At 44.2% G+C, this 23,570-nt stretch carries 20 protein-coding genes; 16 read left to right on the top strand and 4 right to left on the bottom strand.

All coding sequences use genetic code 11. The features are described 5' to 3' along the window. The first annotated feature begins 758 nt into the window (after positions 1–758). From NQ544_RS08850 to NQ544_RS08775, 16 genes are all read left to right on the top strand, one after another. A complete protein-coding gene (locus tag NQ544_RS08850; protein ID WP_006848328.1) occupies positions 759–3,779 on the top strand; it encodes a PL29 family lyase N-terminal domain-containing protein in 3,021 nt (1,006 codons plus the stop codon). Positions 3,780–3,874: 95 nt separating this feature from the next. Then, positions 3,875–4,453 (top strand): hypothetical protein, encoded by a 579-nt coding sequence (locus NQ544_RS08845; RefSeq protein ID WP_153134124.1) that lies wholly within the window; start codon positions 3,875–3,877, stop codon positions 4,451–4,453. A 5-nt stretch (positions 4,454–4,458) separates the two neighbouring features. After that, entirely contained in the window at positions 4,459–5,604 is a 1,146-nt protein-coding gene (locus tag NQ544_RS08840) for an OmpA family protein (RefSeq protein WP_006848326.1), read from the top strand. 186 nt (positions 5,605–5,790) lie between these two features. Next, positions 5,791–6,876: a tryptophan--tRNA ligase gene (gene trpS / locus NQ544_RS08835; protein WP_006848325.1), complete on the top strand. Its 1,086-nt coding sequence runs from the start codon at positions 5,791–5,793 to the stop codon at positions 6,874–6,876. Further along, positions 6,876–8,165: an MATE family efflux transporter gene (locus NQ544_RS08830; protein ID WP_006848324.1), complete on the top strand. Its 1,290-nt coding sequence runs from the start codon at positions 6,876–6,878 to the stop codon at positions 8,163–8,165. The genes trpS and NQ544_RS08830 overlap by 1 nt, the downstream gene beginning before the upstream one ends. Before the next feature lie 193 nt (positions 8,166–8,358). Next, entirely contained in the window at positions 8,359–8,538 is a 180-nt protein-coding gene (locus tag NQ544_RS08825) for a tetratricopeptide repeat protein (RefSeq protein ID WP_006848323.1), read from the top strand. A 69-nt stretch (positions 8,539–8,607) separates the two neighbouring features. Further along, a complete protein-coding gene (locus NQ544_RS08820; protein WP_006848322.1) occupies positions 8,608–8,838 on the top strand; it encodes a 4Fe-4S binding protein in 231 nt (76 codons plus the stop codon). A gap of 3 nt (positions 8,839–8,841) precedes the next feature. Further along, on the top strand, positions 8,842–9,930 hold the full coding sequence (locus tag NQ544_RS08815) for a 3-methyl-2-oxobutanoate dehydrogenase subunit VorB (RefSeq protein ID WP_006848321.1): 1,089 nt from the start codon (positions 8,842–8,844) through the stop codon (positions 9,928–9,930). A gap of 58 nt (positions 9,931–9,988) precedes the next feature. Continuing rightward, the gene (locus tag NQ544_RS08810) at positions 9,989–10,753 is read left to right on the top strand and encodes a thiamine pyrophosphate-dependent enzyme (RefSeq protein WP_006848320.1); all 765 of its coding nucleotides are present in this window, start codon (positions 9,989–9,991) and stop codon (positions 10,751–10,753) included. A gap of 54 nt (positions 10,754–10,807) precedes the next feature. Beyond that, positions 10,808–11,353: a 2-oxoacid:ferredoxin oxidoreductase subunit gamma family protein gene (locus NQ544_RS08805; protein ID WP_006848319.1), complete on the top strand. Its 546-nt coding sequence runs from the start codon at positions 10,808–10,810 to the stop codon at positions 11,351–11,353. Between the two features lie 258 nt (positions 11,354–11,611). After that, positions 11,612–11,893, top strand: a complete 282-nt coding sequence (locus tag NQ544_RS08800) for a hypothetical protein (protein ID WP_006848317.1) — start codon at positions 11,612–11,614, stop codon at positions 11,891–11,893. Between the two features lie 621 nt (positions 11,894–12,514). After that, positions 12,515–14,458 carry a site-specific DNA-methyltransferase gene (locus tag NQ544_RS08795; RefSeq protein ID WP_082231253.1) on the top strand — a complete coding sequence of 648 codons (1,944 nt, stop codon included), beginning with the start codon at positions 12,515–12,517 and terminating at the stop codon, positions 14,456–14,458. Continuing rightward, the gene (locus NQ544_RS08790; RefSeq protein ID WP_006848314.1) at positions 14,455–16,809 is read left to right on the top strand and encodes a DEAD/DEAH box helicase; all 2,355 of its coding nucleotides are present in this window, start codon (positions 14,455–14,457) and stop codon (positions 16,807–16,809) included. The genes NQ544_RS08795 and NQ544_RS08790 overlap by 4 nt, the downstream gene beginning before the upstream one ends. A gap of 37 nt (positions 16,810–16,846) precedes the next feature. Continuing rightward, positions 16,847–17,062, top strand: a complete 216-nt coding sequence (locus tag NQ544_RS08785) for a DNA modification system-associated small protein (RefSeq protein ID WP_006848313.1) — start codon at positions 16,847–16,849, stop codon at positions 17,060–17,062. Positions 17,063–17,100: 38 nt separating this feature from the next. After that, entirely contained in the window at positions 17,101–19,101 is a 2,001-nt protein-coding gene (locus NQ544_RS08780) for an AAA family ATPase (RefSeq protein WP_006848312.1), read from the top strand. A gap of 28 nt (positions 19,102–19,129) precedes the next feature. Further along, positions 19,130–20,713, top strand: a complete 1,584-nt coding sequence (locus tag NQ544_RS08775) for an ATP-binding protein (protein ID WP_006848311.1) — start codon at positions 19,130–19,132, stop codon at positions 20,711–20,713. Between the two features lie 231 nt (positions 20,714–20,944). Here NQ544_RS08775 and NQ544_RS08770 read toward each other — a convergent pair whose 3' ends face one another. The 4 genes from NQ544_RS08770 to NQ544_RS08755 form a co-directional block, all read right to left on the bottom strand. Then, positions 20,945–21,346, bottom strand: a complete 402-nt coding sequence (locus tag NQ544_RS08770; RefSeq protein WP_006848310.1) for a DUF5053 domain-containing protein — start codon at positions 21,344–21,346, stop codon at positions 20,945–20,947. A 50-nt stretch (positions 21,347–21,396) separates the two neighbouring features. Further along, positions 21,397–21,564: a hypothetical protein gene (locus NQ544_RS08765; RefSeq protein WP_006848309.1), complete on the bottom strand. Its 168-nt coding sequence runs from the start codon at positions 21,562–21,564 to the stop codon at positions 21,397–21,399. Between the two features lie 282 nt (positions 21,565–21,846). After that, positions 21,847–22,689 carry a CvfB family protein gene (locus NQ544_RS08760; protein ID WP_006848308.1) on the bottom strand — a complete coding sequence of 281 codons (843 nt, stop codon included), beginning with the start codon at positions 22,687–22,689 and terminating at the stop codon, positions 21,847–21,849. After that, the gene (locus NQ544_RS08755) at positions 22,674–23,432 is read right to left on the bottom strand and encodes an ABC transporter ATP-binding protein (RefSeq protein WP_006848307.1); all 759 of its coding nucleotides are present in this window, start codon (positions 23,430–23,432) and stop codon (positions 22,674–22,676) included. The genes NQ544_RS08760 and NQ544_RS08755 overlap by 16 nt, the downstream gene beginning before the upstream one ends. Positions 23,433–23,570 lie beyond the last annotated feature (138 nt).

Genomic DNA, 23,570 nt, shown 5'->3' with positions numbered 1-23,570 from the left:
AGACCCGCCCTGGTTCGCTGTTCTAATGGGAAGCGTGGCGGATTCTGTTGCTGCAAAGATACGAATAATCATTGACAATACAAACTTTTTAGCAAGAAAAATCATTCTAAAGTGGATTCTTTAACATATTTATATTTAATAATGCCAAATCTGATCATAGAATCACGTTTTGTCAGTGGAGAAAAGTTTCTAAAAATATCGCTTTGTTTTTTATCTCTTTCCTATTCTTTAGCACCCAACCTCCGAATTGTATGAAGCTCCTATATATAATAAGGTGTAGGGTCGTTAATCACCCCTATATATAATAAGGTGTAGGTTTTATATCGGAAAAATGGAGGAAAACAGGGAAAATGGACGGATTAGAAGCCCAACATGGGGGCTATTTTATAAAAAACATAAGAAAAATAGCCTTTTTTTGAAAAAAAATGCTCAAAAACTTGCAAGTTTCGAAAAATATACTTATATTTGCAACATGAAAAATCTCCCGGCTGGAGATATGATAAAAACAATAAGAACTGAGTGGCGATAAAAAGCCACAATATTTAAGAACGATAAACACTAAGTGGTGATAAAAGCCACGATATTTAAGAACGATAAAATAACTTTTCTAAGAGGACCTTTGAAACTGAAAAAAAGAACTTTTCTAAGAGTGCAGACTCTTTTCATCAAACGGAACTCTTGATTCGATATAGAGAATTAATTAATAACTTCCTGCCGAAAGGCTAGGAAAATCGTATAACTTTATAAATTATTACCGTATGAAAAGAAAGTATTTTAGCGCGCTGCTTGTGGGTGCATTGACAATTGCCTCGGTAAGCACATTTACTTCTTGTAAAGATTACGACGATGACATCAGCAGCTTGCAGTCTCAGATTGACAAGTTGAATGAGATGGTAAGTAAGATCCAGGGTCAAATTGACAATGGTGCAATTCTGACAGGTGTTAACCCTGTAGAGAATGGTGTTAAACTTACCTTGAGTAATGGTAAAGAGTACACTATCACAAATGGTAAGGACGGAGCCAAAGGTGAAGCTGGTGCTGCAGGTGCCCCAGGTACTCCAGGTAAGGACGCTGACGTTTGGAAGATCGGTGACGATGGCTATTGGTACAAGAATGACACAAAGCAAGAGTGGAAGGCTGTAGGTACTAATGGTGCTGCAGGCACAGCTGGAACTCCTGGTAAGGATGGTAAGTACTATGTTCCAAACCCACAAACCGGTACATTCTTCGTTTATGGAGATGGTGATAAGGCTGCATATGATTCAGGTGTTACTTATATGACTCCTGGTATCATTACCGCAACTTGGACTAAGGATGCTCTTACATTGAATGGTGTTAAGAATGAAGCTGGTGAGCAGGTGGTAATTAACCTGACTACTGACTTGAAGTCTTTGGTATTCAGTCCAGAGTTCTACTATCAGGGCATTGAGGCATTGGAGCTTCAGACAATGGAGTACATTCCTCTTAAGGTTCCTGCAGCAGCAGACGCTGACAAAGACATGAGTACCGACAAGGCTGAGGCTATTAATGCTGATAATGTGTTCCGTTATGCTCCAGAAATGGCTGCTACATATTTCTTGAATCCTAAGAACTCTAAGATTGAAACCAAGACAGAGAACTTCGAGTTTGTATGGTATGACAAGAAGTACACTCGTGCTGACGAAACCAACACTACAAGAAACTTCGTTATATCTAGTGCAACTAATAACGAGGGAGAATTGGTTGTCAAAGCTAAGTACAATGGCGATGCTATCAAGGATATTAATAACGACGAGCAGGTTACAGTTCTTGCATTGAAGTACAAAGGTACTAACAATGATGGTGTAACATCAGACTTCGCTGCTGTAAGAGCAAATATCTATAAAGGCTTGGCTCTTAACCTCGTATCAACTGACAATCACGAGCACGCTTCAAGCGTTGCAAGTGTGACACATCTCTACACTTCAGCTCAAGCAGCTATCGATGCAGGTGCTCAGATTGATGTTCCATGGAACTCTTCTGTGAACCTTGCAGAGAAGATTAATACTGTAAGAATCAACTCTGATGATAAATGCATTAGTTGGGATGGCAATGCTGCCGATGGTCAGTTGAAGAAAGATGCAGGTTTCGAGTATTCATTCGAATTGGTTGGTTACGAAGAAGGTGAAAATTCTACATCTCAGAGTGCTCACGCATGGATTAATGGTACCGTTCTTCGCCCTCAGATGCCAAAGGATGGCAAGCAGGTTAAGGAAGAGTATACTCAGAGCGAGGCTACTATCGGTCGTAAGCCATTGGTTCGTGTTACCTTGAAGGATGCTGTAAACAACAAGATTGTTGCTGTAGGCTATGTTAAGGTAAACATCACATCAGGTGAGACTATCGACACACCTTTAAGCATCGATTTAAAGCCTAGCACTGAGACTTATACTATCAAGTGTACTGGCAACCAAACAATCCAGGAGCTTAAGTGGCACGACGTAGAGGAGCAGATTATCGCTAAACTCGGTATGTCAAAGGCCGACTTCGAGGCAAAGTATGAGCTTGATGGTGGTGAAGCCGATGCTACCCAATATGGTGGCGAAAAGGACGAAGCTCTTCCTGCAGACAAGTACATCGGAAAGATTTCTCAGACTAAAACAGATGGTGCTGACGAAGAGACTGAGATTCTCTCTTGGACTATCGCAGCCAACAAAGCATACGATCTGTTCAAGGATGGCAAGACCAAGTCTGCTACTACGAAGATTCGTTATAGCTTGAAGAGTGATAATACCGCTAAGTATGAGCACATCTTGATTACATTCACATGGAACCCAGATGCTATCAATAATGATCCAAAGACATCTTTCTCTAACACAGAGAACAAGATTAAGGGTAACTGGTATGCTGCAAATAACGCAGAGGCAGGTTCTGGTTATGATGAAATCCATGGCAATGTTCAGCTTGTAGCTGCTGACAATACAGACAAGTATGAATTCGACATCAAGAAGGGTCTCAATGGCAACAAGCTTGCAGTAGCTAAGTTGACAGGTGCTTATAAAGACTTGAATGACAACCTTAAGGCAGATATCGTATTTGTTGATGGTTATAAGCTCTATGCTGGTGAGGAAGATGCCCATAAGTTGTATTCAGTTGCAGGAAAGGCTTCACAGAACGCAACAAATATGGTAGCATCTATCGAGAATGGAGTTGTTACTTTAGCCACTACAGCTGTAGCTAAGGAACTCTTGAATAAGTATGCCCCAACAGACTTGGCTAATACATTGACTGCCAAAGTTGCAGTAAAGGCTACCCTCTGTGATAATATCAACGTACCTGTAGAGAACAACACATTCAATGTGAAGTTCCTCCGTCCAATCACTGTTAAGGATGGCTCTATCGAGGCATTCAATGATGCAGAGACTGATGGTAACGTGAAGAAGCTCAATTTGAACTTTGTTGACTGGCGTGGTTATAAGTTTAATGTAGACAAGGCTACAAAGGGTGTTGACTATTTCGATTACTATAAGGTTAGCAAGATTGAAATTGATACCAAGAAGGTTGAAACAGACTTGAATGGTGAAAGAAAGCTTCTCAGCGATATCACATCTGAGGTTAAATTCGTATATAATGATGTAAACGTAAATGGCCAAAATATCACCGAAGGTAAGTATGGTACTATCACTTACATCAACAACGGTTTGACAGTAGGTACCTTCCATGCATGGTTCCCTGTTACTATCACTTACGAGTGGGGTACCATCAAGACAGAGGTAGAAGCTACAATCAAGGCCACATCTGTAGGTGCAAGAAAGCACTAATATAAGGCCTGGTTTAAAATAATAAGCTTTCAGTATTAGTTTAGGCAGGCATGACTTAAAGCATGCCTGCCTTTTCTCTTAAAGTAGAACATAACATGAAAAAGAATCAGAAAGTACTCTTAGGAGTTTTGCTATTATTGTTTATTTCATTTTCCATCTCTGGCTGTAAAAGCAAGTCTAAAGAAAAACCTGAGAAATTTACTGCATTCGAAAAAGAAATGACCAATACTGATTCCATGGAAGTAATCAGACTGGTAGATCAATTCTTCAATTATGCAGAAAATGGACAGATTGGGGAAGCTGCAGGAATGCTTTATGAAAATAACGATGAAGCAGATGGTGAAGAACCACAACCGATAGACAACAAAGCAATGGAGAAAATGAAAGTTCTCCTCAACTCTTTGCCGATACGAAGTCATAACATCGACTACATAAAGTTCAGTGAGGCGGAAAACAATGAGGTAAAATGTACAGCTATCATAGAACCTGCACATGACAATGTGCCAGAAATAAAAACTGTATTCTACTTCAAACCTATCAAATACTTCGACTCTTGGAAATTATGCATAGTTGACACGAACAGTGGTGACAGAACTATTATCAATGGTGTCAAGAAAGACTCCATGACACAAGAATTCAACAAAGAGATGCGTGAGAAAAAACTAAAACAATAAGCTATATGAAAACCGTCAAGATATTCATGGTATCAGCCATGTTAGCCATCGGCTCTACAGCCGCTATGGCGCAAGCATCCTACACAGACAAGGACGGAAACGAATATCAGTTTAAGCGCCACTGGTTCCTGGATATTCAGGCTGGTGGGCAATATACTGTGGGTGAGGCAAGCTTCTCAGACCTGCTTTCTCCTAACTTCCAGGGTGCCATCGGCTACCAGTTCTCTCCTGTTTTCGGACTCCGTGGTCAGATTAACGGTATCTGGAGCAAGGGCGGATGGAACGGATACAAGGCTACCAAGGACGGTACTCCGTATACCGCCAGCTACAAATGGAAATATGTAGCTCCGGGTTTGGACTTCATGTTCAACCTCTCTAACCTCTTCTGTGGTTGGAACCCGAACCGCGTGTTTAGCGCTACTGCCTTCGTTGGTGGTGGTATCAACTGGGCAGGAGCTAACCAGGAGGTAAACGACCTGGCTGCCAACATCAAGAATCAGAGCAACTATCTGCTGGAATATCTCTGGCAGGGAAAGAAGGTTCGCCCATACGGCAGAGCCGGTATCGATCTGGAATTCAAGGTAAGCAAGGCTGTGAGCATCATGCTCGAAGGCAATGCCAACATGATTTCAGACAAGTACAACTCTAAGAAGGCAGATAACCCTGACTGGTACTTCAATGCACTGGCAGGTGTACGCATCAACCTGGGCAAGAGCTATACCAAGAAGGCTAAGCCGGTAGAGGAACCTGCTCCGGCACCAGCTCCTAAGCAGGAATATGTAGCTCCTAAGCCAGAGCCTAAGCCAGCTCCTGTAGAGAAGAAGGTAGAGGAGATTCGCCGTGACATCTTCTTCACCATCAATTCTTACAAGATTGCTCCTGCTGAGGATGCTAAGATCCGTGGGGTGGTTGACTTCCTGAACAAGAACCCAGAGGCAAAGGTTGTAGTAACCGGCTATGCAGACAAGGGTACAGGCAATGACGTCATCAACGACCGCATCGCTGCAAAGCGAGCTGCAGCTGTGGTTTGGATGCTGACAAAGAAATATAATATACCTTCAGAGCGCATTACAGAAGAATCTAAGGGTGCACGTGTGCAGCCTTTTGCAGAAAACGCAGAGAACCGTGTAACGATCATGATCGCTAAGTAGTACGGTAAGTTTATAATGCGACAATCAATTATTTTAATTGGTGGCGGGGCATCCAAAGGGGTGCCCCGTTTTTCGTTCTGATATCCCTTCCTTCTCCCGCTCATTTTGTTATTTTTTTACCATTTCTTGCAGTTTCTCAATATTTTGTTGTACCTTTGCACAAAAATAATAATAAATTGCAAGAAAATGGGAAAGATTATATTGACGGGCGACCGTCCTACAGGTAAACTTCACCTGGGTCATTACATCGGCTCTCTGCAGCGCCGAGTACAACTTCAGAACGCTGGCGACTTCGACAGAATGTTCGTTTTCATGGCAGATGTTCAGGCTTTGACTGATAATGCCGACAATCCTGAGAAAATTCGCCAGAACATTACAGAGGTGGCTCTTGACTATCTCTCTGCGGGCCTTGACCCACAGAAGTGTACACTCTATATCCAGAGTATGATTCCAGAGTTGGCTGAGTTGACTACCTATCTGATGAACCTCATCAGCGTATCTCGTGTTCAGCGTAACCCAACCGTGAAGACTGAGATCAAGATGCGTAACTTCGAAGCAAACATTCCGCTCGGTTTCTTCTGCTATCCTGTGAGTCAGGCTGCCGACATCACCGCTTTCAAGGCTACAACCGTGCCTGCCGGTGAGGACCAGGAGCCTATGCTGGAGGTAACCCGCGAGTTGGTTCGCCGCTTCAACCAGACTTATGCACCTGTTTTGGTAGAGCCGGAGATTCTGCTTCCAGAGATTGCCTGCTGCCGTCGTCTTCCTGGAACTGACGGTAAGGAGAAGATGAGTAAGAGTCTCGGCAACTGCATCTATATGAGCGATGACGAGAAGACCGTTTGGAAGAAGGTGAAGAAGATGTCTAATGGTGAGCCACGTATGAGCATGGAAGAGCCGGGACATCTGGAGGGCAATGCCGTGTTCACCTATCTCGAGGCATTCTCTACTCCTGAGGACTTCGCTGAATTCTGGCCTGAGTTCAAGACTTTGGATGAGTTGAAGGAGCAGTATGTGAAGGGTGGTATCGGTGACGGCACCTGCAAGAAGTTCCTGAACAGCGTCATCAACAAGATGCTCGACCCAATCCGTGCCCGCCGTCATGAGTTTGAGCAGGATATTCCTGAGGTATTCAATATCCTGAAGAAGGGTAGCGAGGATGCCCGCGAGTTTGCAGCCCAGACCATGGATGAGGTTCGCAAGGCTATGCGTATCGACTATTTCAGCGATGCTGCCTATATTGAGGAGCAGGCTGCGAAATATAAAATTTAATGTTGAATAAACGAATATTACAATTAGCGGTGCCGTCGATAATATCCAATATCACGGTACCGCTTTTGGGTTTGGTTGATGTCGCTATCGTCGGGCATATCGGCGATGCGGCTTACATCGGAGCCATTGCCGTGGGGTCGATGCTGTTCAATGTCATCTACTGGCTTTTCGGATTCCTGAGAATGGGAACCAGCGGAATGACTTCGCAGGCTTTGGGAAGGAGAGATTTGGCTGAGGTGCTGAGGCTCCTGGTGCGCTCTCTCAGTATCGGTGTGGGGATAGGAGTGCTGTTCTTCGTTCTCCAGAAATGGCTGATAGGCTGCGGACTGTGGGCGATGTCGCCGGAAGCGGATGTCGTGGAACTGGCACGAAGATACTGTTATGTATGTATCTGGGGAGCCCCGGCAGTGCTCGGACTCTACGGATTTACGGGCTGGTTTATCGGTATGCAGAACACGCGCATTCCGATGATGGTATCGCTGACGCAGAATGTGGTGAACATCATAGCCTCTCTGCTGCTGGTCTTTGTCGGCGGTATGACGGTAGAAGGTGTGGCGCTCGGAACAGTCATAGCCCAATGGTGGGGATTCCTGATGGCATGTCTGTTCTATCGCATCTGTTATCGCCGGTTAAGCAAGTATGACTATCGCCGGCATCTCTTTGCTGCCGAACCGCTGAAGCAGTTTTTCTCGCTCAATAAGGATATCTTTCTCCGCACCCTCTGTCTGGTGGCGGTCAACCTCTTCTTTACGGCGGCAGGTTCCAGGGAGAGTACCATCGTGCTGGCTGTGAATACGCTGCTGATGACGCTCTTTACCATCTTCTCTTATTTTATGGATGGTTTTGCCTATGCGGCAGAGGCGTTGAGCGGCAAGTATTATGGAGCCCGCAACATGGGGGCATTTCGCGAGGTGGTTAGAAGAACGATGGGTTTTGGAGCTGTCGTGGCTGTAGGTTTCACCTTATTATATATAGTGGGTGGCGAGAATTTCCTCTCTTTGCTCACGAGCGATAAGCAGGTGATAGCTGCATCGGGCGAATATTTCTGGTGGGCTGTGCTGATTCCGCTGTCTGGCATGTCAGCATTCGTCTTCGATGGCATCTTTGTAGGCATCACTCAGTCTAAGTCGATGCTCTGTTCTACCGCCGTAGCCTCGGCTTCGTTCTTCGGTCTGTTCTTTGGCTTGCATCCTTTTCTGGGCAATCATGCCCTGTGGTTGGCCTTCATTCTCTACCTTCTGTTGAGGGGAATCGTACTGCTTGTCATTTATCGTAAAAAACTGCGGTAAATGGCAAATTGTGTTTTTATAGAATATTTTAGTAGAAATAATGTACATCTTTCATAAAAATTGCACACTGAATTCTAGTGTGCGCATTTTTGTGAAAAACTACATTAATATAGTTTAAATCTTAGGCTTATATTCTTTTTCTTAGCCGAAAATTAGTAATTTCGCAGAGCAAAACTTAAAAAGAAAAGAGTAAATGACAGCAGAAGAATATTATCAGCAAGGTAACGCCTGGCGCAAGCAGGGTGACTTTAAGCGTGCCCTCGACTGCTATATGGAGGCCATTGCCCTCGATCCGGAGAGCCCTGCCGTAGCAGCCAAGGAGATGCTGGATGATATCATGAGCTTTTATTGCAAAGACTACTACAATCCATAACAACCGACATGTGGACAGCAGGAGCTTTGTTTACTCCAATGGTAAAGATAATTAGTAAGAAATTAGAATATGAGTAAGATTAAAGGGGCTATTGTAGTCGACACCGGGCGTTGCAAGGGATGCTCGCTCTGTGTGGAGGCTTGTCCTCAGCATGTCATCGCATTGGCAGAGAAAAAAGTCAATGTGCATGGTTACCGTTATGTAGAGGCAGCTGTACCTGATGCGTGTGTTGGTTGCACTTCGTGCGCCATCGTGTGTCCGGACGGCTGTATCACTGTTTATCGTAAGAAGGAGGACTAAATAATGGCAAATCAGGAAGTTACATTAATGAAAGGCAATGAGGCGATAGCCCATGCCTGTATCAGATGTGGTGTGGATGGTTTCTTCGGCTATCCTATCACACCTCAAAGTGAGATTATAGAGACGCTGGCTCTGCTCAAGCCATGGGAAACATCAGGTATGGTGGTTCTGCAGGCTGAAAGTGAGGTGGCGGCTATCAACATGGTTTATGGTGGCGCCGGTGCCGGTAAGCGTGTCATTACCACTTCTTCAAGTCCGGGTGTGGCTTTGATGCAAGAGGGTATCTCTTACATGGCAGGTGCTGAGATTCCGGGCGTTATCGTCAATGTGCAGCGTGGCGGTCCGGGTCTGGGTACCATCCAGCCATCCCAGAGTGATTATTTCCAGGCTACCCGCGGTGGTGGTAATGGCGACTATAATGTGATTGTGCTGGCTCCTGCATCTGTTCAGGAGATGGCTGATTTCGTTGATCTCGCCTTTACGCTTGCCTTTAAGTATCGCAATCCTGCGATGATTCTGAGCGATGGTGTCATTGGTCAGATGATGGAGAAGGTGGTTCTGCCTCCTGTCAAGCCTCGACGTACCGAGGAGGAGATTGCGAAGGAATGTCCTTGGGCTACCATCGGCCGTCCGAAGAATCGTCCAGTCAACATCATGACCTCTCTGGAACTCAAGCCTGAGGTGATGGAGGAGCGCAATATTGCTCTTCAGGAGAAATACAGAAAAATCCGTGAAACCGAGGTTCGTTATGAAACCGAGCAGATGGATGATGCCGACTATGTTATTGTAGCCTTCGGTAGTGCGGCACGTATTGCCGAGAAGAGCATCGAGAGTGCGCGTGAGCAGGGCATCAAGGTAGGATTGTTCCGTCCTATCACCCTCTGGCCTTTCCCTGAAAAGGAGATTCATGAACTCGCCAAGACCAAGAAGGGCATTCTGGTTGTAGAAATCAATGCCGGTCAGATGGTTCAGGATGTGCGACTGGCTGTGAATGGTCAGACTCCTGTGGAGCACTTTGGTCGTCTGGGCGGTATCGTACCGGAGCCGGAGGAAATCGTTGAAGCATTAAAACAGTTAACAGTTAATAGTTAACAGTTGATAGGGTATAGCCTCCTATAAACTGTAAACTATTAACTATAAATTAAATAAAATGAATGATATTATTTCACCAGAGAATCTGGTATATAAGAAGCCTACGCTGATGAACGATACCCCGATGCACTATTGCCCGGGGTGTTCGCATGGCGTAGTTCATAAGCTCGTTGCCGAGGTTATCGAGGAGATGGGCATGGAGGATAAGACGGTAGGCGTATGTCCGGTGGGCTGCGCTGTCTTTGCTTATCGCTATTTGGATATTGACTGGCAGGAGGCTGCTCATGGTCGTGCACCTGCTGTAGCTACGGGTATCAAGCGCTTGTGGCCTGATCGTCTTGTCTTCACTTATCAGGGCGATGGCGATTTGGCGTGCATCGGTACCTGCGAAACTATCCACGCCCTGAACCGTGGTGAGCATATCGCCATCATCTTCATCAATAATGCCATCTATGGTATGACCGGCGGTCAGATGGCTCCAACCACGCTTTTGGGTCAGAAGACTGCTACCTGTCCTTATGGTAGAGAGGCTGATCTTCATGGTTATCCACTCAATATTACCGAGTTGGCAAGCCATCTGCAGGGTACTTGTTATGTAACCCGCCAGAGTGTGGAGACCGTGGCAAGCATCAAGAAGGCAAAGAAGGCTATCCGCAAGGCGTTCGAGGCAAGCATGCAGGGCAAGGGCTCCAGCCTGGTAGAGATTGTTTCTACCTGCAACAGCGGTTGGAAACTCTCACCTGTTGAGGCTAACAAGTGGATGGAAGAGAACATGTTTAAGCAGTATCCTAAGGGTGACCTGAAGGATACAACGAACATGTAATGTTGAATGTTGAATGTTGAATGTTGAATTTGGCATTTACAAAAGATTAGAACAATGAAGACAGAAATCATTATATCCGGTTTTGGCGGTCAGGGTGTTCTCTCTATGGGAAAGATTCTGGCTTATTCAGGACTGATGGAGGATAAGGAGGTAACCTGGATGCCTGCTTACGGACCAGAGCAGCGTGGCGGTACAGCTAATGTAACGGTCATTGTGAGCGACAGTCGCATCTCTTCGCCTATCCTGAGCCATTATGATGTAGCCATCGTGCTCAACCAGCCGTCGCTCGACAAGTTTGAGCCGAAGATTAAGCCAGGCGGCATCCTGATTTATGATGGCTATGGTGTGATGAATCCTCCACAGCGCAAGGACATCACCATTTATCGCATTGATGCGATGGACAAGGCTGCCGAGATGAAAAACTCCAAGGTGTTCAATATGATTGTTTTGGGCGGTCTGCTGAAGGTTTGTCCTGTTGTGAGCACCGATGGTTTGAACAAGGCGCTTTACAAGTCATTGCCAGAGCGCCATCATGGTTTGATTCCGCTGAACATGCAGGCAGTGGAAGAGGGAATGAAGATTATCGAAAAGGTTGATTAAATTCAATCATCTGTATAGATAAGGGAGCGGGCTGCGTTGCGATGCAGTTCGTTCCCTTGTTTTATTAGGCTGGGTTGAAAAGGAAAAAATGATGCATCTTGCAGATTACATATTTTATTTGTATCATGTAGCTTGCTACATTCAAAATCTGTTGTTGAATGTTTTTCGTATCTTAAACTAAAGAAAGTCGTTCTTTTCTTTGGCATTTCCAAATCTTTTCGTTAATTTTGTGGCGTTAATTTAAAAGAAAGGAATAAGATGGAAACGATTAATATTCAGTTTCAAGTACCTTCTACAGGTCAATATACGCTTGACGAATTTGTCGCCAAGCTCAAAGACTATGCTGATAAATTAGCCAGTTCTATCTCCAAATCAGGAAACAGTTACCAGGAAACTTATATGAGCCAGGCAGAGCAGGAAGCCTATGTGGCAGAAAGCCTCAACCGTGCTCTTGATGAACTGGAAGCTCATAAGAAGAATGGGACTAAGCCGATGGATGCTGATGAATTTTTGAAAAGACTTAGAGAAGAGGAGGAATAGTTCTGACAGTGCTATAATATTAGAACTTCAAACTGTCTTAGAATAAAATTTGCCTTTTAGTATTTCAGATGCTGAAAGGCTTTTTTGTATCTTAAACTAAAGAAAGTCGTTCTTTTCTTTGGCATTTCCAATTCTTTTCGTTAATTTTGTAGCGTCATTTCCGAGATGGCTGGCAAAGGGATGCTGGCTGAAAAGTCTGGGGATTGGCTATATCTTTTAGAATTAGACGTTTACTACGTTTCGCTTCTGATAAACTGGAAATTAGGAACTTCAAGTGACTTATCGGAGAGAGATGGCAGTGGACGCCTACATAACGTGTATATATACACGGCACAAGTGCGCCCTTTCGTATAGGAAGGGTGTGCCTTGTGCTACATACATATATACCATGTTGGCGTAGGTGTGTCCTCTTGCTTCTTGTTCTTGTTAAGTCACGGGTCTCCTAAACCTCCAGTTTTGCAAGAACGTTAAAGGAGTAATGACACCCCTGCGCCAATTTCTTTTAAGATAGTTTCTGTCGGCTTATGGGAAGATTGTAGGTTTGCAGAGAAATGAAAACAGAATAAAATTATTATGTATTTGCTAATAGGGGTGAGCATACAAAATAATGTAGCTATCTTTATGAACAAATACGAACTCGCAAAGAAGATAAATGAGCTGGAAGGTCTTACAAATGATGAGAAATCGGAGTTGTTTCAGCTTCTTCGTTCGAAGAAAAAGTATGGTTTGGTTTGGGAAGACAAACCTGAGGATATAGAGCAAAGAATGCTTGATGACCAGCCTGTGCTTGTTGAAGTACCTGAACGTGCCATCCTCAGCGATGACGCTGAGGCTCCAAACCATATTCTTATTGAAGGTGATAACCTCGAAGCCCTTACAGCCCTTAGCTATACCCATGCAGGAAAGATTGATGTCATTTATATCGATCCACCTTATAATACTGGCAATAAGGATTTTAAATATAATGATGCTTATGTAGATAAAGAAGATGCCTATTATAATAGTAAGTGGCTGTCATTTATGAATAAGCGATTGAAGATAGCTAAATCTTTATTGAAAGAAGATGGTGTTATCTTTATCTCTATTGGAGATGATGAGGTATCACAATTGAAAATTCTTTGTGATGAAATATTTTCACGTCAATGCTTAGGCTTTTTACCACGAATTGCTAAATCTGGCTCAAAGCAAGGTACTTATTTTAGACCTACAAAAGATTATATCTTGGTGTATTGCAAAAATACAGAAATGGTAAAAGGATTTCATACAAAGGAATTTCAAGTGAAAGAATATCCTTTAGTTGATGAAAATGGAAGAAACTTTCGTAAAGCACATTCTTTATTTCAAGCTTCTTTAGATCCTTTGAGAGGTTGTAAGAATCAACGTTATTATATAGAGGCTCCTGATGGCACATTAATATTGCCTCCTGGTCATACTATGCCTTTAGAAAATGAAGATGCTGCTCATATAGCTCCTGCGACAAGAGCAGATAAAGTTTGGCGTTGGTCTTATCAATCTTATCTTGCAAAGAAAGATCGCATAATGTTCTCTGAATCAAAAAAATCTCCTTTGATTGATTCATATGGAAATCATACGGATTGGAACGTTTATGAGAAAAAATATGAGGATGAAGAAACTGATGGTGATATTGATTATAACCTACCAGATGATGTAATCTATGATTATTTAAACTCTTCTGCCACTACATATTTAAATAATATGGGAATTGATTTCCCATTTAGTAAGCCATGGGAATTGATAGCATATTTGATTGCTATAACAGAGAAGCCATCTGATATTACTGTGCTAGATTTCTTTGCAGGTAGTGCCACAACATTAGACGCTATTATGAAAATGAATGATGGTGATGGAGGACATCGAAAAGGTATTCTTGCTACTAATAATGAGAATAACATTTGTGAAGAAGTTGCTCATCCACGCATCTATAAAGTTATTAATGGTTATACAACTATTAAGGGACATACTCAGGTTCCTGGCTTAACCCGCAACAACCTTCGTTATTACAAGACGAAGTTTGTGCCTCGTGATAAGAGTCCGAAGAATCTGCGTAATTTGATGGCACTCTCTACAGATATGCTTTGCATCCACAACGATACATATATCGAGAAGCCATTTGCTGGCAAGAACATCAACAACAAGATTGCTCGCTATTTCGAGAGCAATGATGGAACTAAACGAATGTTGGTGATTTATCGCGCTGAGGCTATTCAAGCCCTGGTAGAGTTGATGAAGGAGGAATTCAAGAATGCCGAAAGTAAGGAGAACGGCAAACTCATGGTCTATGTCTTCTCGCCAAACGGCTATGCTTATGATGATGAGTTTGAGGATGTGGCAGATTGTGTCTCGCTTTGTGCCATGCCTGATGCCGTATTGAATGCTTATCGCAGGGTTTTGCCAAAGAAGCGTCAAGCGCAACTCCTGGATGATGTTGCAGAAGAAACGGATTCAGAAGCGAGAACAGTCGAAGAATCGGATTTATTTCAAAATCAAACATATACGATGGCAGCAAGTGAAATCAAAGATAACAGGGAAGGAGGCGACGAATGAAACAGATACAATATCAGCAGAAAGCAGTCAAGGAATTGGTAGATAAGACCATTGATTTGCTTACCTATTCAGGTATGCGCCATACACTCGTATTTAAGGCTCCAACAGGTGCCGGCAAGACGGTGATGGCATCAGAAATGTTGCTCCGACTGAATGCAGAGTTGAGAGACCGTACGGATGTACCTTATAAAGAGTTGGCGTATATTTGGATTGCTCCCAACAAGCTTCATGAGCAGAGCTACTTTAAGATGAAATCCTTCTTTACGGAAGGACAGGAGTTGCATCCGGTCATCTATGACGACCTCGACCATTCTGCCGAAGGCTACATTCATCCGGGAGAAATCCTTTTCGTCAATTGGGAGAGTATCAATAAGGATAATGCCGTGATGATACGTGATACGGAGCAGAGTGCTTCGCTCTATGATCTTACTCGCAGAACCCAGGAAGAACAGAATATTCCTATCGTCGTTATCATCGACGAAGAGCACATGTTTGCCAGCAAACTCGCCAACAAGACAGAGAAGGTGTTGAAGAACATCAATCCAAAAGTTGAGCTCCGTATCTCGGCAACCCCTGAGACAAAAGGCGATTTGGATGTGAAAATACCTAGAGAGGCTGTTGTTAGAGAAGGTATGATTAAACAGGGTGTGGTATTGAATCCTGCCTTGAACTTTACGGATCCGAATGGCTCTTTGAACCAGCATCTGGTGAGCCTTGCGTTCAAGAAGCGGGAAGAGTTGGCTGAGGCTTATCGCAAGATAGGTGTTCATATCAATCCTCTGCTGCTTATTCAGTTGCCTAATGATAAAGATAAGATGGATAAGGATGATGAAAGTATCAAGGAAGAGGTGATGCAATATCTGGACACCATCAAGAATATCAATGTTGACAATGGCAAGTTGGCGATATGGCTCAGCAACGAAAAGGAGAATCTGGATGGTATAGAGAAACCGGATAATCTGACCGAGGTGTTACTCTTCAAGCAGGCCATCGCTCTGGGATGGGACTGCCCTCGTGCCGCTGTGCTCCTCATCTTCCGAAAGATAGAGAGTTTTACTTTCACCGCTCAGACCGTGGGACGCATTCTTCGTATGCCTGAGCAGCATTTCTATGAGGACGACCGACTGAATTGGGGCTATGTATATACCAATCTCAGCAAAGACATCATCAAGATTGTGCAAGATGATATGGACTATATGTCGAATATTCATGCTGTTCGTCGAGAGAATCTATGCAATGTGGTGCTGCGTTCTGAATATTGTGAGCGTCCTGCCATTGCACGTAAGCGACTGGGACCAGATTTCAAGAAGGTACTTGCAAAAGTCTTTGAAGATATTCTTCTGGTTAAGAACCGCCAGTTATCTCTTTTCACGATAGATGACTTGGAGGGCAATGTGGATGAAGAAGATTCCGAAGATGTTGAGGCTGCAGAGAGCATTTATGCCAAAAACAGAAAGGCATGTGAGGATAAGATTACCTTTAAGGTAAGAAGCATTGGAATCGATTTGATAGAGGATGTCAGTATCACGGGCGAGACTGGTGAGACTCATGTGGATAAGAAGGCAAGATATGTCCGCACGATGCAGGAATTGAACAATTCATTCAATGCTTTCTGTGCCAAGTGTATTGGTTCGAAGTTTGAGAAGGTGAGTGTCACGACATTGGCTTTTGCCTTGAAGGAACTGATGGAAGACTTGTTTGAACTCTTTGAGACGGATGCCGTGAAGGTGATTCTTTATCATGGTAATAAGGAGGTATTTGCAGATTTGATAGACCGTGCCTTGAATCGTTATCAGAAAATACTTGAGGAGCGGCAGAATCTGCAGAATGCAAAGTTTTATAAAACTTATGACTGGGAGGTTCCAGTGGAACGACTCTATAAGGAAGAAAGCCATCACATCAAGGATGAGGTACGAGATCATGCTCTTTTGCCATTCGTAGAATTGAAGAATGCCTCTAAGCCTGAAGAGCGTTTCGAAGCTTTCCTGGAAGCCAACAGGGAGTATATTGACTGGTGGTATAAAAATGGTGATGCCGGCAGGCAACATTATGCCATCAGTTACGAGAACAAGGAGGGGCACAAAGCCCTATTCTATGTAGATTTCGTGATTCGTATGAAGAATGGTCAGATCTTCCTCTTCGATACCAAGAGTGCTGGAAGTGATGTGGATGCCGTAGAAAAGCATAATGCCCTCATCGACTATATGGCGAGCGAAGAGAACAAGGACAAGCATCTGAAAGGTGGCATCATTATCGAGAGAAATAACAACTGGAAGTATTGTCCGCTGAAGATAGAAAACACTACAGACATTGTGGAGTGGGATAGCTTCTATCCGAAAGAATATAAATAAGTCATAAACGCTACATTTATAATAAGGTGTAATAACGATGGCAAAGGGACTAGATGGAAAATTCTTGCACTATGGCATCCGAAAGGAAGACCTCGACCTGATCAGGACGCTATGCGAGAAGCATGAGATTGACTTCGACTGGATGAGCGAGGAAATCCTGCGCAAATATCATGCAGCCAAGGTGGATAAGATAGAAATGAATGACGAGGATACTGAGAAGATTATCGCCGAGGCGATTTCTCAGATCAAGTAAAGAACCAAGAATGAAGAACGAAGAGTGAAGAATAGATTATGATTATCAAAAGAATCAAAATCAAGAACTATAAGACTTATCTGAGTCTTGACTTGGATTTGTCGGTGAACCCCGATCAGCCCATCATCCTGATAGGTGGTATGAATGGTGGTGGTAAGACCACGCTGTTCGAGGCTATCTGTGGGGCTCTATATGGACTCAAAATTCAGAACAAGGCGCATTTTCAGGAACTCCTGAACAATGGTGCCTTGGGAAAGGTGGAGCCTACCATCGTGCTTGAACTCTCTTTCGAAGGTATGGTGCTCGGACGCAAGCAGCAGTATCTGCTGCGTCGCACTTATAAGCTTAATCCTGCCAACAAGCCTGTGGAGAATGTGCTGCTCAATATGGATGGCACGCTTTTCTCCTATGGTACGGCTACGCCTCCGCAGCAGCGTGCCATCAACGAGCAGCAGGTGAATAAAATCATCAAGGCAAACCTGCCACAGGAACTCAGTAAGTATTTCCTATTCGATGCTATGCAGTCGAGCGAGCTCTTGAAGGAGAATGTTTTTGCCCAAATCATCAAGGATAATATCCAGAATGTGATGGGATTCAACAAGTATCTGCAATTGAAAAATGCTGCCGAGCATCAGCAGCAGGAATGGGCGGCAAGGAGACTGGAGGCACAAAAGGAGGCTGAGGAATATAATGGTCTTTGCGAGCAGCGCAACCAACTGGTGGCTTTGCAGGAGGAGAATACCAAGCACCAGGATGATAAGTACAAATATCTGGTTTCCATTCAGGCTGAATATGATGCTGCCAAGGAAGGTGCTAAGGATTCTGCCGAGACTGCACGAAAGATTCAGGATCTGGAGGCCAGCGTGAAAGATACGCAGGAGTTGTCAAAGCGATATAATGCCCAATTGAAGCAGGTGGTGGAGACCTTGGAAATCAACGTGTTCTTTCCGAAACTTGCACAGGGAATCACAAACGAGGTGAATGACATCATCCGACAGAAAGAAGCCTTGAAGCAGGAACGTGAAGGGGTGCTCTCCCTGGAGCAGATGCGTGAGGTAACTACCAAGATTCTTGGTTATCTGAAATCAAAGTGCCTCTGTCCGGATTCCGTGGAGGATGACGATGTGGTGGCTTACCTGAAGAGTCAGCAGGAAGCTTTGCAGCGCAAGGATGACTATGCTTTTCTGGATGAAAGCGAGTTTGATGCGCTCAAGAATCTGCTGGGTGCCAATGCTGTGAATGAGTTTATCGCCCTTAATGACAGTCGTTATGATTTGGAAAAGCGGTTGGAGAACTATGATAATCAGCAGAGTCAGATAGCTCTGCTCCGTCGTAGCATGGTAAGCGGCAATACCGAAATCATCAAGGCATACGAGGAGGCTAGCCGTGAACTTGAAATCTTGAAGAAGGAGGCGGATGACAGAAAGATGAGCATTGAGAAACTGGAGCGGAAGATTCACCAGTTTGATGTGCAGATACAGCAGGAACCAGATGTAAAATATGACATGTTGGTGAAACTTAAGCCTTTCTTTGAGGATGTTGCCGACACTCTGCTCAAGCGCAAGAAGGAAAAGATTGAGGAGGATATGAAGGAGCAACTCAACAAACTCCTCATTTCCTACAAGGGCTGCATCGCCAAGGTGGAGCTATCAGACAGTATGGAGAATTTCACCATCCGTCTCTATCACAAGGCAGGAAATGAAATCTCGCTCAACCAATTGAATGCGGCATCCAAGCAAATCTTTATCCAGGTGTTGCTGAAGGTGCTTCGAAATCTGGGCGACTATAATCCACCTGTGATGATAGACACGGTGATGGGCGTATTGGATGAGGAGAGCCGTGATGTGCTGATGGAAGAATACTTCCCGGGACTTGCCGAGCAAACCATCCTGCTCTGCACCACTTCGGAAATCAGAAAGGATAAGGATTACATGAAGCTGGAACCATTCCTTTCCCGTTCTTATACACTGGTAAGAGATGTGGAAAGTCAGAGCACCCACGTGGAGGAAGGATACTTTGGAGTAATGTGTAATGAATAATGTTTCATATTGACGGAGCAATATAAATATGGAAGTAGCATTAGAGAATATACGACAGGCAGAAGGTATGGTAGAAGCCATCATGCCTTTGAAGGAGAAACTGGAGAAGCGTTTGAACCTTTCGCGGCAAGTGGAAGGGGAGAGGGATGCCATGCTAACCCTGAATAAGGTGATGCGAATCTGCCTGATAGCCAGTTTGAGCTTAACGGAGAAGAGAAGTGTGGATGGTTTGGGAGAAATCGTATTGTCGAAATCTTCTCAGCGCATCATGCCTAGTTTCTTTACCAAGGACAATAAGAAGTCGCTTTTTTCGGCTTTGTTGAAGTTGAGATATAGAGATTGTGAGGTGGATTGGCAGAATGCCAGTATCGTGGGTCGCATCGTGGCGAAGGAAATCTATCGGGGTATCGCTTATCTTTCGGAAGATGAGAATCTGAATGCTTTCCTCTTTGCTGCCAGCGACAGGCGACATGGCGGAAGTGGCATTCCTGCCCTGGAGTTGCTGATAGGCGAGTATGCAGAGGATATGGAAGCGAAACTGAATATCAACGGGCGTTCGGTATCGAATGCACAGATTCTGGTGGCTGGTACCACGGGTTCAGGTAAGACCAATCTTCTGGCTGTGTTGATTCAGCAGTTTCGTAATCTCTCCACGGAAACGCCTTATCCCGTCAACTTCCTTTTGTTCGATTATAAGGGTGAATTCTCAGACCCGTCGAATGCTAGTTGGCTTGTTCACTTCGATGTAGATAGGAGTTGCATTCTCGATCCTGTGGTTGCGCCATTGCCTTTCACGCCGTTCAAGGATTTTACGGGCAGGACCATCAACGAAATCAATCTCTATTCCACGGAGATGGCTGGTGCACTCTGCGCTGTAGATCGTGCAACGGTGAGCGCATCCATGAGTAATCGACTGAGTGAAGCTATTGTTGAGGCTTATAAGCAGACGGCAGGCAAGCCTATCACTTTTGAGCTGATGCTGATGAAGTATCAGCAAAGAATGCAGAATCCGGATAAGGATGACAGCATCACTTCGGTTTTGAAGCAGTTGATTCGCAATCATCTGTTTGCATCGGAAGATAAGGCGAATCTGATAGATGAGTGTTTTGTCGTGAAGATGGATGCTTTCCCGAAAGATGGTCCGATAGCCAGGGCTATCGTGTATTTCATCATTTCTAAGCTCAATAATATCTATGAGCTGTTGCCGAAGCAGGCGGTTAATGAGGATTATGTACAGATTCGCCACTTCACGATTATCGATGAGGCTCACTATATGCTGGACTTCGATAATCAGCCGCTTCGCAATCTGATAGCAGTGGGTAGAAACAAGGGATTGAGCATCATCTTTGCCACTCAAAACATGGATAGTTACAAGAGTAAGTTTTTCGATTTCTATGCCAATGCACAGTATCCGCTCATTATGAAGCAGCAGACGATTTCTGACAGTATCATCAAGGATCTCTTTGGTGTGTCGGGTAAAGACTTCCAGGAAATCAAGTCGGCGATAGCTGGTTTGCAGAAAGGCGAGTTGATTATCAAGGATCATACGATGGCTGCCCTTGGTTTGGGTGGTAAACCGTATAAGAAAATAAAGGTGACGCATCTCATTTGATGCGCCACCTTTTTAAATGATATGCCTAGTTGCCCCTGATTTACAACAAACTTTAACGCTATTGCCGCTGATTTACGACAAAAAAGTAGTATCTTTGCCCCTGATTTGAAACAAATGCGTATGTTTAGACGAAATATCATCAGTAAACTGGAGGCTTGGAAGCAAGACAAAAAGCATAAGAAGTCCCCAGCACGGAATCGTGTCGGAGACGTTTGTGTGATAAAGTTAACCCTATGCCAACTGCAAAGAGCTGATGCGTTGTCCTATTTCCTGAACGGCACGATTGAAAATGCTTTTCTGCTCTGCATTGAGCGTGTAAACATGACCACGAACCTCTGAGCCGTTGAGACGCTGAGAGAGCCATGCAGCACTTTTGCCGAAGTATTTTTGTGCGATGTATCTAAGTGGCAGCAACTTGTAATCATCCTCTGCAAGTTGGTCACGCAATGTTAGAACTTCACTCTGAAGCTGTTCCATCTTTTGGTTTATGAAAGCCTTAGCCTCCTCTCTGTCACTATCATCAGCATGTAATTTGATGTAGTTTAAAATCTCAGTTTTTCGAGTTTCGCTCTTTTCGTCTTCCTTACCTGCAAGAGAAGCGTATTCTTTAAGTAAATCTGTGTTATTATTCATATCTTATCTTGTTTTTTAATCCTCTCCCAAATCCCGAAGGATGGGATTTCTTAATTCTTTTTTCTTTTCTTAATCAGATCTGAAAGCTGGTCTAAAACGCTGTCTGTAAACTTCCAATAAGTTTCGTCATCAATGTTGTATGCATCTCTCAATCTGATGTAATCACTAAGCAGTTTTTTCTTTATTCTAATCTGCTTTTCTAACTCTTCTTCATTCATTTGTTGAATTTTTAATTGTAGTATATCATGTTAGCTGATCACGATGCAAAGGTACATAAAACTCTTTTAATAACCAAACATTACATAAACTATTTTTTATGTTCTGCTTGTTTTAACATATCTGTCTATAAAGTAATACTAAAAAGTCGTATCTTTCTCACTGATTTGTAACATAAGCGTATGAATAATTCAATTAGCTTATTGCTTTCTATATAATTAAGGTGGACATTGCTATTTTTAAAAAGCATTGTCCACCTTAATTATATATACTTCTAATCTGCTTTATTCTGCCAATCGGATGCTCATCGGGCTTACGGTGATGAGGCGCTTCTTGTAGAGGTCGCCCACGGCACGCTTGTAAACCTTCTTGCTCACGTGGAAACGCTCGTAGATGTCGTCGGCCTCGCTCTTGTCGCCAAGGTTACACTCGCCATCGTTGTCCAGGAGATACTGGTAGAGGGTTTCGGCGAAATCGGCAGTCTGCTGGATGCCGGTTTTCTGCAGGGTGACGTCTATCTTTCCGTCAGGACGAACTCTTCCGATGTAGCCCTTCATCTTGTCACCCGTATGGATGTACTGGAAAATCTGGTCCTGATAGAGCAGACCCGGATACTGGTTGTCGATGATAACCTTGAAGCCCAGGTCGGTCTTCTGCCAGATGAGGAGATCCACCTCGTCACCATGCTTGTAGTGAGGATGGTCTTCGTTGAGATAACGCTCAATCTTGGCAGAGGCAACGATGCGGTAGCTCTCCTCATCGATGTGGATATGCACGATGTAGGAGTTGCCGAGCAACATACGTTTCTTCTGCTCGCGGAATGGGCAGAAGATGTCCTTCATCAGCCCCCAGCCCAGGAAGGCTCCGTATTCGTTGACCCATTTCACTTCGAGATAGGCGAAATCGCCCACCTTTGCCAAAGGAGTTTCGGTGGTTGCTATGAGGCGCTCTTCCTGATCGAGATAGATGAAGACATCCAACTCGTCGCCGATGCCTGCGTCTTCAGGTACGTAGCGGGATGGAAGGAGGATTTCTCCCTCGTCGCCACCATCGAGATACAGACCGAAATCAACTTTCTTTACGATGCGAAGGCGATTGTAATCGCCGAGTTTTATCTTTTTTGCCATATAATATTATCTTCAGTTTTTTCTTCTGTTGTTGGGGCTTCTGCAACTTCTGCAGTTTCTTCCTGGCTATCAGCAGCTCCTGCTTCCACCGTCTTCTCAATCATTCCATCCTTGAGATGGATGGTGCGGTCGGTGATGGCAGCAAGGCCCTCATCATGAGTTACGATGACGAAAGTCTGGCCGAACTTGTCTCTGAGGTCGAAGAAGAGCTGGTGAAGCTCAGCCTTGTTCTTGGTGTCGAGACTTCCTGATGGCTCATCGGCAAGGATGACGGCAGGATTATTGACCAAAGCTCTCGCCACGGCTACACGCTGTTTCTCACCACCAGATAACTCGGCAGGCTTGTGACTGGCTCTATCGCTCAAGCCCATGAACGCCAGTAACTCCTCGGCACGCTCCTTGGCTTCTTTTCGGCTCTTGCCTGCAATGAAGGCAGGAATCATGATGTTCTCCAAGGCGGTGAACTCAGGGAGAAGTTGGTGGAACTGGAATACGAAACCGAGATGCTGGTTGCGGAAATCGCTCAGTTTCTTGATGCTGAGGCTTCTTACATCGATGCCATCAACCATGATGCTGCCACTATCAGGCTTGTCGAGGGTACCGATAATCTGGAGAAGTGTAGTCTTCCCGGCACCACTAGGTCCGACGATACTTACCACCTCGCCCTTGTCAATATGCAGGTCGATGCCCTTAAGCACCTGCAGGGAGCCGAAGCTCTTGGTTATACCTTTTATATCTATCATTTTCTTACTCAAAATTATTTTGCAGGCAAAATTAAGCAAAATATTTGGAAATGCCTAATTTTAAGAGATAAAAAGAAATAAGGAGGGATATAAAAAAACAAAACGCGCCTTATTCTTGCAAATTAAGCTCGTTTCAGT

The organism is Segatella copri DSM 18205, assembly GCF_025151535.1.
GTDB classification, from domain to species: Bacteria; Bacteroidota; Bacteroidia; order Bacteroidales; family Bacteroidaceae; genus Prevotella; species Prevotella copri.
Note: the sequence above shows the minus strand (reverse complement) of the source record. Positions and strands in the feature narration are given on the sequence as shown.

Excerpts from the sequence above, each read along its gene's own strand:
- NQ544_RS08850 (WP_006848328.1), top strand. The coding sequence starts at position 759 with ATGAAAAGAAAGTATTTTAGCGCGCTGCTTGTGGGTGCATTGACAATT.
- NQ544_RS08845 (WP_153134124.1), top strand. The coding sequence starts at position 3,875 with ATGAAAAAGAATCAGAAAGTACTCTTAGGAGTTTTGCTATTATTGTTT.
- NQ544_RS08840 (WP_006848326.1), top strand. The coding sequence starts at position 4,459 with ATGAAAACCGTCAAGATATTCATGGTATCAGCCATGTTAGCCATCGGC.
- trpS (WP_006848325.1), top strand. The coding sequence starts at position 5,791 with ATGGGAAAGATTATATTGACGGGCGACCGTCCTACAGGTAAACTTCAC.
- NQ544_RS08830 (WP_006848324.1), top strand. The coding sequence starts at position 6,876 with ATGTTGAATAAACGAATATTACAATTAGCGGTGCCGTCGATAATATCC.
- NQ544_RS08825 (WP_006848323.1), top strand. The coding sequence starts at position 8,359 with ATGACAGCAGAAGAATATTATCAGCAAGGTAACGCCTGGCGCAAGCAG.
- NQ544_RS08820 (WP_006848322.1), top strand. The coding sequence starts at position 8,608 with ATGAGTAAGATTAAAGGGGCTATTGTAGTCGACACCGGGCGTTGCAAG.
- NQ544_RS08815 (WP_006848321.1), top strand. The coding sequence starts at position 8,842 with ATGGCAAATCAGGAAGTTACATTAATGAAAGGCAATGAGGCGATAGCC.
- NQ544_RS08810 (WP_006848320.1), top strand. The coding sequence starts at position 9,989 with ATGAATGATATTATTTCACCAGAGAATCTGGTATATAAGAAGCCTACG.
- NQ544_RS08805 (WP_006848319.1), top strand. The coding sequence starts at position 10,808 with ATGAAGACAGAAATCATTATATCCGGTTTTGGCGGTCAGGGTGTTCTC.
- NQ544_RS08800 (WP_006848317.1), top strand. The coding sequence starts at position 11,612 with ATGGAAACGATTAATATTCAGTTTCAAGTACCTTCTACAGGTCAATAT.
- NQ544_RS08795 (WP_082231253.1), top strand. The coding sequence starts at position 12,515 with ATGAACAAATACGAACTCGCAAAGAAGATAAATGAGCTGGAAGGTCTT.
- NQ544_RS08790 (WP_006848314.1), top strand. The coding sequence starts at position 14,455 with ATGAAACAGATACAATATCAGCAGAAAGCAGTCAAGGAATTGGTAGAT.
- NQ544_RS08785 (WP_006848313.1), top strand. The coding sequence starts at position 16,847 with ATGGCAAAGGGACTAGATGGAAAATTCTTGCACTATGGCATCCGAAAG.
- NQ544_RS08780 (WP_006848312.1), top strand. The coding sequence starts at position 17,101 with ATGATTATCAAAAGAATCAAAATCAAGAACTATAAGACTTATCTGAGT.
- NQ544_RS08775 (WP_006848311.1), top strand. The coding sequence starts at position 19,130 with ATGGAAGTAGCATTAGAGAATATACGACAGGCAGAAGGTATGGTAGAA.
- NQ544_RS08770 (WP_006848310.1), bottom strand. The coding sequence starts at position 21,346 with ATGAATAATAACACAGATTTACTTAAAGAATACGCTTCTCTTGCAGGT.
- NQ544_RS08765 (WP_006848309.1), bottom strand. The coding sequence starts at position 21,564 with ATGAATGAAGAAGAGTTAGAAAAGCAGATTAGAATAAAGAAAAAACTG.
- NQ544_RS08760 (WP_006848308.1), bottom strand. The coding sequence starts at position 22,689 with ATGGCAAAAAAGATAAAACTCGGCGATTACAATCGCCTTCGCATCGTA.
- NQ544_RS08755 (WP_006848307.1), bottom strand. The coding sequence starts at position 23,432 with ATGATAGATATAAAAGGTATAACCAAGAGCTTCGGCTCCCTGCAGGTG.